Genomic DNA, 11,729 nt, shown 5'->3' with positions numbered 1-11,729 from the left:
AACAAAGTGAACACGCCATGGACGAGGTCATTTCGCGTCCGCCTGTTTCAAAGCCAACACGTCTTTGGGCGTGACCATGTCGCCCTTGTTGTTACCCCAGGCATTACGCTCGTAAGTAACTACTGCGGCGATATCAACCTCTGAAAGCTGTTTACCGAACGCGGCCATCGCCGTGCCCGGACGACCGTGGAACACCGTATTGAGGTGACCCTCTTTGGTTCCAGTGACCGTTTTAGAGCCTTTCAACGCCGGGAACATCGGCGGCAGGCCCTGTCCTTCAGGCTGGTGGCAAGCCACGCAGGTGGTGTGATAAACCTTGTCGCCACGCGCCACCAACTCATCCAATGTCCAGTCCTTGCTGGTCAGTTCTTTGAGTTTGGCGCTCTCAACCTTGCGCTCGGTCAACCAGGAATCGAAGTCCGCCTGGGTCTTGACCACCACCACGATCGGCATGAAGCCGTGGTCTTTGCCGCACAATTCTGAACACTGGCCGCGGTAGGTTCCGGGCTTGTCGACGCGGGTCCAGGCTTCGTTGATAAATCCTGGAATGGCGTCACGCTTGACCGCAAACGCGGGTACCCACCATGAGTGGATAACGTCGGCGGCGGTCACTAGAAAACGAATTTTCTTTCCTACCGGAATCACCAACGGCTCGTCGACTTCCAGCAGGTAGTTTTCGCCTTTGGCTTCTTTGTTGTGGATTTGGTCGGCGGGCGTCGCCAGGTTGCTGAAGAACTCGACGTCCTGCCCTAAATATTTGTAATGCCACTTCCACTGGTATCCGGTGATCTGGATATCAATATCTGACGCACTAGTGTCGTACATTCTGATCATGGTCCGGGTAGCCGGGATGACCATCACAACCAGAATCAAGAGCGGCACAATCGTCCAGAGAATCTCGATCTTAGTGCTCTCGTGAAACTTGGCCGCTACTTGGCCAGTGGAGCGCCGGTGAAGCATCATCGACCAGAACATGGCACCGAAAACAATGATGCCGATGACCACACATATCCACAAAATGGCCATGTGCAAATCGAATATATCGTGACTGACTTCAGTCGCTCCAGGCGCCATATTCATCGTCCAGGCGGCCTGCGCCTGGCTGAATATCGACCACAACAGGAGGCCCATCCAGACATGTGGATGTCGCATCATTGCGGGTTCCCCTTATCGTTCTTGTTATCCCGCCGACTTTTACGTTCACCTGCGGCCAAGGGAGCGGCTGTCAAGAATGGGCTTGACCGTCGGGGCCAAGGCTGCGAATGCAGTCGGGCGTCGCCAGCTAATCTTCCTTTCAGTCCCGAGTATAGACAGCGCCTCGGACCTCGCAATGTGAGCAAGTAAAAACTCGTTAGCTGGCTAAATTGTCGATTAAGGGCTATTACGGGCGTACAAAACAGCCACCAGAACGCATCTCTTATATAAACCACCCACATAATTGTGAATTTGTTATGACAAATGCGTCTGAGGAAATTTTATAACCAAGCTACCGTATGGCTTCGTTTTGCTTTTTGCCTTAATTGACTACGTTCAGGAGTTTTCATGAACACCGCCGCTTTGCGCGAGCAGATTCAACATGCGCTTAACCACGAGGCCGAGACCGGCCAATTGTCGCGTCAGCTTGAAACTCAATTGCCTCACTTGCACCCAGCCATTCACGTCCCCGAAGTGGACGCGAAGGGCGTTTTGACACGTTTTGTTGCAGCTTATATCGAACTGGTTCCAGACCTGCTCGACGCGGCCAACGAAGTGGCTATCGAAGCGGGAATCGAAGACCAAATCAAACCGGTCCTGAAGATTGCAGAGCAGTTTTTCCTACAACCACCTGCAATTCTGCATGGGCATGAAGGGCTCGACGGCTTGCTCGATGAAGCCTACTTGGCTCATCGCCTGGTTGAAGAGGTCAACGATCTATACATCAAACATTTCGGCCAGCCGCTGATCCCGTCGAATACCACTGTGGCAAGCGTCATTGCCCACCAACTGATAGGCGAAGAGTTTGCCAACCAACTGGATGAAGCCGTGCATCACGCGGTGGATGAAATGCTTAGCGACGCAAGTTTCGCGCTGGAGTCAGTCGAGCAGTATCGGGATAAGCTGAAGAGCCCCGAGACCGAAGCTGCATGGAAGCGCTGGCCAAGCCTGTCGCGCCAATTGGGCGTAGGGCTTGATCTGGACACACCGAAAACGCGTTAACCGCCCCGCTTAGCGCACGACTCAGGCCGACCCAAAAGCCGCAGTCGTGCGCAATCCCTCACTCAATAGTTAGAACCGCGCTTTGGGCGTTGCTACCGGAATCGGGTGCGACCCATCAAGCGGCAAGAAGCAATCCTGCTCTGCGTCGTAAGCAAGGATATCGCTGGTTTCGATGCTGTAGACCCAACCATGAATAAACAAATGACCGTTAGCCATTCTTGAGGCCACGGAGGGATGCGTGCGTAGATGTTGCAACTGCGCAATCACGTTCTCCTGGGTCAAGATGTGCATGCTTTCCTGTTCATCGGCGCAATGGCAATTATCTTCCACCACCGTTTTCGCCACTTCGGCATGTCGCAGCCAGGCTTTGACCGTGGGCATTTTCTCAAGACTTTGCGGATTAAGGACCGCACGCATGGCGCCGCAATCGGAGTGCCCGCAAATAATGATGTGCTGCACCCCCAGCGCTAGCACCGCGTACTCAATAGCCGTGGAAACACCGCCGTTCATCTGGCCATAGGGCGGCACTACATTGCCGACATTGCGGGTCACGAACAGATCGCCGGGCGAACTTTGAGTAATCAGTTCCGGCACGATGCGCGAGTCAGCGCAGGCAATAAACATTGCCCGCGGACGCTGAACGGTGGCAAGGCGCTTAAAAAGCTCTTCCTGCTTTGGAAAGACTTCGTGCCGAAAACGCAGGAAGCCGTCAACGATATGCTGAAGCGCCACCTCGGCGCTTTCCGTCTCCGGCAAACCATTGGCCGACTCAGCCAAAGGCTGTTTATCCGTGCCACTCATAGTTATCGTCTCCGTAGGAACGTGACCGACCGGTCACTTCAATTGAACAGTAGCCGAGTCAGCTTAATTGAAACTGAAGGCTGTGGGGTCTGCCCAACACGCACTAACTGAGGCGATTGTAGATTCAGTGGGAGCGAATTCATTCGCGAATGGAACAACGCGGTGTTCCAGATAAATCTCGCCGCCCACTTCCCGAATAAATTCGGTCCTACAGGTTTTGAGTCGGGGCTGAATCATAACAACGACATCTGCCCACCCGGAGGACAAAACGATTCGCAATCCAAGGTAAAGCTTTCACGGTTATTCAACGCCAAACGCTTCACCGCGACGTTGTAGCGCTGCGCCAATAAATCGGCAAATGGCCCTTCCCCGCGCATCCGAACGCCAAAACGGCTGTCGTAAACCTCGCCACCGCGAACCTGCCGGATCAGGCTCATCACATGCGCAGCCCGTTGCGGATAATGCGCTTGCAGCCACTCCTCGAACAATGGCGCAACCTCCAGCGGTAAACGCAGCATGATGTAACTGGCACTTAAAGCGCCCGCTGCCTTGGCCTCGCTCAGCAAACTTTCCAGTTCGCTGTCATTGATCATCGGGATCATCGGCGCGCACAACACACCGACGGGAATACCCGCTTGGCGCATGACCCGAATCGCCCTTAACCGTGCCTTGGGGGCCGCAGCGCGAGGCTCAAGGATGCGTTTGAGCTCATCATCGAGGGTCGTCAGGCTAATAAAGACCGATACCAACCGCTGCTTCGCCATCTCGGCCAACAGATCAAGGTCACGCAAGATCAACGAGCCTTTGGTGATGATTGTCACTGGATGCCGATAGCGCAGCAGCACTTCAAGCGTGGCCCGAGTGATTTTGTATTCACGCTCAATCGGCTGATAAGGGTCCGTATTTGACCCCAAGGTAATTGGCGCGCAGCGGTAGCCCGGCTTGGACAGCTGCTGCTCCAACACCGCCGCAGCGTTGGTCTTGGCAATCAGTTTGGTTTCGAAATCCAGCCCGGGCGACATATCCCAATAGGCATGGCTGGGCCGGGCGTAACAGTAAATGCATCCGTGCTCACATCCTCGATAAGGATTGATCGAGCGGTCGAATGGAATATCTGGCGAGGTATTGCGGGTAATAATGGTTTTTGCCGTTTCGCTGCGCACCTCAGTGCCTTGGGTCATTGGCACTTCTTGGTACCAACCATCGTCTTCAGCAACGGAGCGGTTGGGCGCAAAGCGGTTATGCGGGTTGCTGGCAGTGCCGCGACCGCGCGGGGGAAGGGCGATAGACATAAGGGTTTTCCCTGTACTGTTCATGCATACAGTACAGCCAAAGAAGGTCTTTCTCCATCTGTCTGTCAGAAAAGGCGACTGAACTGATAGGCGGCAACCGTAAATCTCAAGGAGATCTGTGCAGTTACTATCAGATTAAATCGTATCGACTGTAATTAATTTTGCGTCACACATTGAAACTACCTAATTCCTACAATCGATATAAATTCATCTATTGTTTTTTTGCGATGTTGTAAAAGCCACTGTTCTTCCATCGCGTTCGACACCACATTTTTAACTTTGAAAAGGATTTCAACGTGAACCACCTCACCACCATCAGCGCCCTACTGGGCGGCTCACTTATGTCGTTCGCTTTAACCGCTCACGCGAATACGCCATTTGCGAACAAAGACAAATCATTTGATCAATATTCCTGGGTCACCACCCATAACTCATACGAAAAAATCAATCAAAATCTGGCCGAACTGCCCCGGCAATTACGGGACGGCGTGCGCGGATTTATGTTGGACCTTTACATAAATGACACTTCAAAAGCGTCGGAAGCTATTAAGGTGTGCCACAAGAAACTCGCGTGTTATGGCTCATGGTCGAATCAGCTTAAAAATGAATTTATCCCTTTCCTCAAGAGCAATCCGTCGGAAGTGGTTACTCTATTTTTGGAGACCTACGTAGAGCGCGAGGACTTTCAGAAAGTGTTCGAAACCATTCCAGAGTTGGCAAATTACACCTTCAACCCAGACAACTTTTCCGGTAGTAACTGGCCTACGCTGGGCGAAATGGCGGAAAAAAATAATCGGCTGATCCTCCTGACCAGCAGGGCTCATGTCAGCGGCAAGTACACTGTTAACGGGAAAACCATCACCGTTTTGAATGAAAGTGACTGGGTGGTCTCCAATCACTGGGCTACGCTGGGGACGACAACCCTCAGCCATGATTGGTCATGCCCACCCTTAAACACTGCCATGCCAATCACAACGGCAAAGGTCAGTCAAGGCACGAACAAAGGCTCCTGGAATCGCCTGTTCCTGATGAACCAGTTTCATTCCGGCACATCGACCATTACTGATTCGGGAAATAAGGACAATAACCTGACTTACCTAAATCGCCGCGCTGAGACGTGTGGTAAAAAACCCAATTTTATCGGTATCAATAACTATCAAAATGGAGACACATCCCCGTACGCCAAAGCATTAAGTGAAGGCGGGATTTATTTTTGGGAAGGCAATAATGCGGATCGTGCTCAAGATGCGGTTTGTGTCGTTCCACGTGGCCAAACCACTCTGAAGCTTCCAACCCAAGGCTGCGAAAATGACGAGGCGCGGTCCTTATCGCTCTCAGGCATGGGCAAGGGCACCCGAATCACACTTTCCGACAGCAGCGACGGCAATCGCAATGATGATTACACCGTTATTAGCCTTAAGCGGGACATTGGCATCAACGAGCGCGTTGTACTTCCAACCTTTGAAGCCGATTATAATAACAGCAGTTATCACGTGGTAAACTTTCGCAATAATGGCTTAGACGGTAAAGTATCTAGAATCGTCGTTGACGGATCGGCACCCGAGATTTTGCCTGCGGTGATGATGATGTACGAAGGCAATAATACTTCGCAAAATCGGGTATGCACAGTTCCCTTGAACTCGAGTGACAGTTTCAACTTGAAGAAGCATAAATATGGTTGCCGCAATGACGAAGTCAGGTCGGTGAAGCTTTTTAGAGCCACCAAGGGGACAAGGTTGGTGTTCGCCGGCAACCCCAATGGAAGTCATAACCAAGGGGTCACCGAAATTAGTATTCTGAAGGACATTGATTTCCCCGTCCGCATCAATTCGTTCGATACGTCGTTCACCAATGAATACGTTCACGTGGTACACCGTGGCAATAATATCGACGGGAAAATTTCTCACACGCAGGTTCACTATAAAAACCCAATATTGAAATGACACGCTACCTGCAATGTCGTTAGTTTTTAACATTTAAAATGCGGTCCGCTGCTCGGACCGCATTTTTACGTCAACGCTATTTGTGCTGCGTTACCTGCCCCAAGTCGTCACTTGATGTCGTTTTCAGATCATCCTTACGCAGCTTTTCGACATCCCCCACTTTTACCAATCCAGCTTGATTGCCCCAACTGCTACGGATGAAGTTCACCACGTCCGCCACCTGTTGGTCGGACAGCCGCCAGGCGAAGGCAGGCATGGTGAAGGTTGACGGTGCTGTGTGAGTGGCCGCCAACGTGCCGCCTTTAAGGACGAGGTTAATCAACGATGCTGCGTCTTCCGATTGCAGCACCGGGTTACCCGCCAACGCCGGGAACACTCGGGTATAGCCCTGGCCGTCGGTACGGTGGCACGCCGAGCAATTGTCGACATACACCGCAGCGCCCGCTTTGCTGTCGTCACCTTTCCATAGGGCTTTGGCGACTGCGTCGTCAGACGTCTGCGGTTTATCGTTCGGATCATTCGCGGGCAGGGATTTCAAGTAGCGAGCAATGGCGGTCAGATCGTCATCGCTCATGTATTGCATGCTGTGCACAACCACGTCGGTCATGCCGCCAAATACGGCGCTGTGATCGCTGCGGCCGGTCTTGAGAAATTGCACCAACTGGCCTTCTGACCAACTACCCAAGCCGTCTTTGTGATCGCCGCGCAGGCTTTTGGCAATCCAGCCTTCCAACGGTGCGCTGCCAGACAAGTACGCCGAACCTTCACTCGCGCTGAGGGCCTTCTCCTGCATGCTGATGGCACGCGGGGTGTGGCATGCGCCGCAGTGCCCTAAGCCTTCGACCAAGTAAGCGCCACGACTCACCACGGCATCCTGTGCGGCAGGGGCCTGATAGTCCTCGACCTTGGGTGCGAATATCCAGCGCCAACCGGTCAACGGCCAGCGCATGCTCAGCGGCCACGGAATATCCACGTCTTTGTTGTCCTGTACCACCGGTGCGACGCCTCTCATGAAGTACGCGTAGAGCGCATGCATGTCGTCTTCTTTCACCCGCGCATAGGACGGGTAGGGCATCGCTGGGTACAGCGTGCTACCCCCTTTTGAAACCCCTTGACGTACCGCTTTGTCGAAGTCCGCGAAGCTGTATTCACCGATACCGGTTTTATCCGGGGTGATATTGGTTGAATAAATAGTGCCAATGGGCGTTTCCATGGGCAGGCCACCGGCGAACGGTTTGCCACCCTTCGCCGTATGGCAAGCCACGCAGTCACCGGCTCGTGCCAGGTACTCACCTTGTTTGATCAGCGCCGCATCTGAACCGTCAGCAGCAAAAACAGATGCGCCAAAACATATAGCCAAGGTCGCGATAAGCAGATTTTTCATAATCATCGCTCCTTAAGCCTGAACCAGCGGGCCAGGGTTCTTCAGGTACTGTTCGCGTATTGCCTTGGCCGACCAATAGGTCAGCGCAGCGACTAGACCTGTGGGGTTGTAGCCCAAGCCCTGTGGGAAAGCGGACGCGCCAGGCACAAATACGTTATGCACGTCCCAGCACTGTAGGTAGCGATTTATCACACTGGTTTTCGGGTCGGTGCCCATAATCGCGCCACCGTTGAGGTGCGTCGTCTGGTACGCCGCTGTATTAAAGTGATCACCGACTTTTTTGCCCAACCGGGCAATGGCCTTAGGGTTCATGGCTTCGGCAACTTTGGTCAGTTTCGAGGCCATGAACTGGTTCATCTTGATGTCGTTCTCTTGCCAATCGAAGGTCATACGCAACAACGGCTGGCCGTAGGAATCGCGATAGGTCGGATCAAGATCGAGGTAGTTTCCTCGGTATGATTGATGCGCGCCGTGGGCATCCATCGACACTTGGTGCGAGTAAAAGTCAGCGGTGGTGCGCTTCCAGGCGCTTCCCCAGGTTGGAGTGCCCGGCGGGTTGGACGTGCCGGAGATTGGCCGACTGCCGGCCTGGTTGACCCACATTGGCGAACCACCGACGAAGCCATGCGGCCCGTGGTCGAAGTTATCCGCGTTAAAGTCGTCTATCGCCACGCCTGCGCCACCGGCACCAATGAAATTATTGGTGTAGACGTCTTTGTCAAAGAACGCCTTGATGGTCGCCATGTTTTGGTAAGCGAAGTTTTTCCCGACCACGCCTTCGCCCGTTATTGGGTCATACGGCTTGCCGATACCGGACAACAGCAACATCCGTACGTTATTGAACTGGAAGGAACCCAGGATGACCAGATCCGCTGGTTGCTCCAGCTCCCGACCTTGGGCATCGACATAGGTCACACCCGTGGCTTTGGTCTTGCTGCTGTCGAGGTTGATCCGTAGCACATGGGAGTTAGCGCGAAGTTCGAAAGTCGGCACCTGTTTAAGCGCCGGCAGGATGTTCACGTTGGGCGAAGCCTTGGAATACATGTAGCAGACGTAGCCGCTGCAAAATCCACAAAAATTGCACGGCCCCATCTGCGCGCCATACGGGTTGGTGTAAGGCCCGGAAGTATTGGCTGACGGCAAGTCGTACGGTTTGTAACCAACCGCGCTGGCTGCGGAATGAAACAGCTGTGCGGAGTAGGTTCTTTTCTGCGGCACCAGTGGGAAATGATCGGACCGATCAGGCGCATAAGGGTTGCCCGGTCCGACATGCTGGCCTTTGACTGTAAACGCCTGCCCCGAAGTGCCGAATACTTTTTCAGCAAAATCGAAGTACGGTTCCAGCTCTTCGTAGCTGACCCCGAAATCCTGAATGGTCATGTCCTTGGGGATAAAGCTTTTGCCATAACGGTCTTCGTAATGGCTGCGCATACGCAACTCAATCGGATCGACCCGAAAATGCACGCCCGACCAATGCAAGCCCGCGCCGCCCACCCCGTTGCCCGGGAGAAACGCGCCAAGCTGGCGATTGGGCAGGGCTACGTCGTTGACGCTGTGGCGGATGGTCACGGTTTCTTTAGAGATGTCCTGAAACAGCTTTTTGCGCACGCTGTAGGTCAGCTCATCGATCACCTGTGGGTAATTGCCATCCGGATAGGTGTCCTGCATCGGCCCGCGTTCAAGCGCTACGACGTTGAGACCCGCCTCGGTGAGTTCCTTGGCCATGATGGCGCCGGTCCAGCCGAAGCCGATGATGACTGCATCGACCTTCTTCATTACGGTTGCCATGCTCAAGCTCTCTCGCCGCGAATCGATACTGCCGGGAAGGGATAGGGCTCGTTGCGCTCAACCCAGTCCATGAAGTCGGCGCGAGCGCCGGGGAATCCAACCATGGTCCAACCGACCAAACCCTTATTGCCGCCGTGGATGGGGTCGCAGAAAAAGCCTTCTTGGGTGTTTTGCACCAACAGGTTGAAAAACATGCTCGGCGGCACGCTATCGAATGCAGCACTGCCCGCTTCAAGCTGCTTGAGCGTTTCATCCTGAGCCGCCGTGCTCAGTTCAGCGAACGTCTTGCCTTGCTGCTGCTTGCACCAAGCGTCGCAGGCCGCGATGCCCAACCGGTAGATTTCCTTCGGCACCAATTTGCTCTGCCAACCCATTTCGGGTGGGGCGTTGGCCACGAACGGCCCTTGCATGAACCACAACGCACCGCTGGCGTATGGCGTGCTCATCTGACGGTCGATGTATTCCGGCGCACCGGCTTCGAGGGCGCCAGGACCTTGCTCGTCCGCTGGAATCAAACGGGCGACTACCGCCTTGATAAACGCCCACTCTTCGGCAGTGAAATACGTGGGCTCATACACCACATTGCTCGGCGGAGCCTGCGGGGGCGGGGTGGCCGTGGACACCGCAGCAGGCTGCGCCATCACCACGCCGCTGCCTAAACCAAACCCGGCACTGGCGACGGTCACGACCGGGATCAACGTCAAAGTTTTGCGCAAAAACTCACGCCGGGGGTTGTCTTGTTCAGACATGGGGAGACCTCATCTTGCGAGCACGGTTAAGGATCCGCTCGGGGACGGCTTATCTTTTTCTTTCGGGCTGTTCCGGTCGCACAAACGAGGCGTTATGGCCTCAGTTACTGATCACGCCCGGCAAACATTAGTTACAAAGATTAGCAGGCCATGATTGAGAAAAAACGGTTAGTCATCCAATAAATAGATCAATTCTATGAGTGAAACCGGTATCAGGTTCTGTTTCACTGCTGATAGGCACAAAAAATAGACGCGACTGCGCCTAGTTTTAATGCCGGGGGAAAACTGTAGGAGCTGCCGAAGGCTGAGATGGATCGCGAAGCGGCCCCAATAATCTGCCCGTTTCTAGCTGAAAGATTGAGTCGCTGACTTAGTTACGGCTGCTAAGCAGCCGATCGCGGGCAAGCGCGCTCCTACAAGTCTTGTGTTTGCGAGGTGACGGGGGGGATCTCCCACAGATTCGAGAGCGTCTGTGGGAGATTCATTTGCAAAAGACGTGATGCGGAGGTTTTGACTAGTTCGGATTAACCGGCTTTTTCAGCTTGGGATTAGGGAAAAACTGCACGCCCTGCACCTTCGGATCAGCCACTTTGACTGGCGCGGTGTTGACCCGTGTGCCCAGTTCCTTGGGCACGGACAAGCCTTGCTCGTTGAGCGTGTCGGAGTAACCACAGCTCACGCATTCGCGGTGAGGCACGTCGTTCTCGTTCCACATCATCAATTTGTCCGGCTCGCTGCATGCCGGGCAAACAGCCCCGGCGATGAAGCGTCTTTTGGTAATAATGACGGGTGTATCGGTCATGCTGCCGCTTCCTCACTCAAGCCTGAATGGCGCAACAGTGCGTCAATCGAAGGTTCACGTCCGCGGAAATCGACGAACAACACCATCGGGGCCTGTGAACCACCTCGCGCCAGGATGGCGTTACGGAAAGCACGGCCAGTCTCGGCGTTGAATACCCCGTCTTCCTCGAACTTCGAGAAGGCGTCGGCAGACAGCACTTCAGCCCACTTGTAGCTGTAGTAACCCGCCGCATAACCACCCGCAAAGATGTGCGCGAAGCTGTTGGGGAAGCGGTTGTAGGCGGGCGGACGCATTACCGACACTTCGTCGCGAATGTCTTCCAGTACCTGCGCCACGCTGCGGCCGTCACCGTGGGTGGCGTGCAGTTCAAAGTCGAATAGCGAGAATTCCAATTGGCGAACCATCATCAGCCCGGACTGAAAGTTTTTCGCGGCGAGCATTTTTTCCAGCAGGTCCTGGGGCAGTGCTTCGCCGGTCTCGTAATGCGCAGAAATCAGCGCCAGACCTTCGGGCTCCCAGCACCAGTTCTCCATGAACTGGCTCGGTAATTCCACTGCATCCCACGCCACACCGTTAATGCCGGACACGCCAGCGTGCTCAACACGGGTCAGCAAGTGGTGCAAGCCATGACCAAATTCGTGAAACAGCGTGGTCACTTCGTCGTGGGTCAACAAAGCGGGTTTACCGCCGACCGCTGGAGTGAAGTTGCACACCAGATTTGCCACCGGGCTTTGCAGTTGGCCTTCGGCGGTGCGACGACGATCACGAGCGCCG

At 54.3% G+C, this 11,729-nt stretch carries 10 protein-coding genes; 2 read left to right on the top strand and 8 right to left on the bottom strand.

Features of this window, described 5'->3' with window-relative positions; translation table 11 throughout:
- Positions 1–27 precede the first annotated feature (27 nt).
- On the bottom strand, positions 28–1,155 hold the full coding sequence (gene coxB, locus M0974_RS32740) for a cytochrome c oxidase subunit II (protein WP_297846414.1): 1,128 nt from the start codon (positions 1,153–1,155) through the stop codon (positions 28–30).
- Positions 1,156–1,542: 387 nt separating this feature from the next.
- On the opposite strand from coxB, the gene M0974_RS32735 reads away from it, so the two are divergent.
- Positions 1,543–2,196: a hypothetical protein gene (locus M0974_RS32735; RefSeq protein WP_297846412.1), complete on the top strand. Its 654-nt coding sequence runs from the start codon at positions 1,543–1,545 to the stop codon at positions 2,194–2,196.
- A gap of 69 nt (positions 2,197–2,265) precedes the next feature.
- Here the strand turns inward: M0974_RS32735 and M0974_RS32730 are convergent, their stop codons facing one another.
- Together M0974_RS32730 and M0974_RS32725 are read right to left on the bottom strand one after the other, a co-directional pair.
- Positions 2,266–2,997, bottom strand: coding sequence for a carbonic anhydrase (locus M0974_RS32730; RefSeq protein ID WP_297846410.1), 732 nt, complete (start codon positions 2,995–2,997; stop codon positions 2,266–2,268).
- Between the two features lie 233 nt (positions 2,998–3,230).
- The gene (locus M0974_RS32725) at positions 3,231–4,289 is read right to left on the bottom strand and encodes a PA0069 family radical SAM protein (protein ID WP_297846409.1); all 1,059 of its coding nucleotides are present in this window, start codon (positions 4,287–4,289) and stop codon (positions 3,231–3,233) included.
- A 296-nt stretch (positions 4,290–4,585) separates the two neighbouring features.
- On the opposite strand from M0974_RS32725, the gene M0974_RS32720 reads away from it, so the two are divergent.
- Complete coding sequence (locus tag M0974_RS32720) at positions 4,586–6,232, top strand: hypothetical protein (RefSeq protein WP_297846408.1); 1,647 nt, start codon at positions 4,586–4,588, stop codon at positions 6,230–6,232.
- A gap of 76 nt (positions 6,233–6,308) precedes the next feature.
- Here M0974_RS32720 and M0974_RS32715 read toward each other — a convergent pair whose 3' ends face one another.
- The 5 genes from M0974_RS32715 to M0974_RS32695 all read right to left on the bottom strand — a co-directional run.
- A complete protein-coding gene (locus M0974_RS32715) occupies positions 6,309–7,616 on the bottom strand; it encodes a cytochrome c (RefSeq protein WP_297846407.1) in 1,308 nt (435 codons plus the stop codon).
- 12 nt (positions 7,617–7,628) lie between these two features.
- On the bottom strand, positions 7,629–9,404 hold the full coding sequence (locus M0974_RS32710) for a GMC family oxidoreductase (protein WP_297846405.1): 1,776 nt from the start codon (positions 9,402–9,404) through the stop codon (positions 7,629–7,631).
- Positions 9,405–9,406: 2 nt separating this feature from the next.
- Entirely contained in the window at positions 9,407–10,153 is a 747-nt protein-coding gene (locus M0974_RS32705) for a gluconate 2-dehydrogenase subunit 3 family protein (RefSeq protein WP_297846403.1), read from the bottom strand.
- Positions 10,154–10,667: 514 nt separating this feature from the next.
- Positions 10,668–10,955 carry a YheV family putative zinc ribbon protein gene (locus M0974_RS32700; protein WP_297846401.1) on the bottom strand — a complete coding sequence of 96 codons (288 nt, stop codon included), beginning with the start codon at positions 10,953–10,955 and terminating at the stop codon, positions 10,668–10,670.
- A partial coding sequence (locus M0974_RS32695; protein ID WP_297846400.1) for a M3 family metallopeptidase occupies positions 10,952–11,729 on the bottom strand: 778 nt, incomplete at its 5' end. The genes M0974_RS32700 and M0974_RS32695, both read right to left, overlap by 4 nt.

It is taken from the genome of Pseudomonas sp. (assembly GCF_026224925.1).
In the GTDB taxonomy this organism is placed as follows: Bacteria; Pseudomonadota; Gammaproteobacteria; order Pseudomonadales; family Pseudomonadaceae; genus Aquipseudomonas.
The sequence above is the reverse complement of the archived record's forward strand: the minus strand, read 5'-3'. Positions and strand labels throughout refer to the sequence as shown.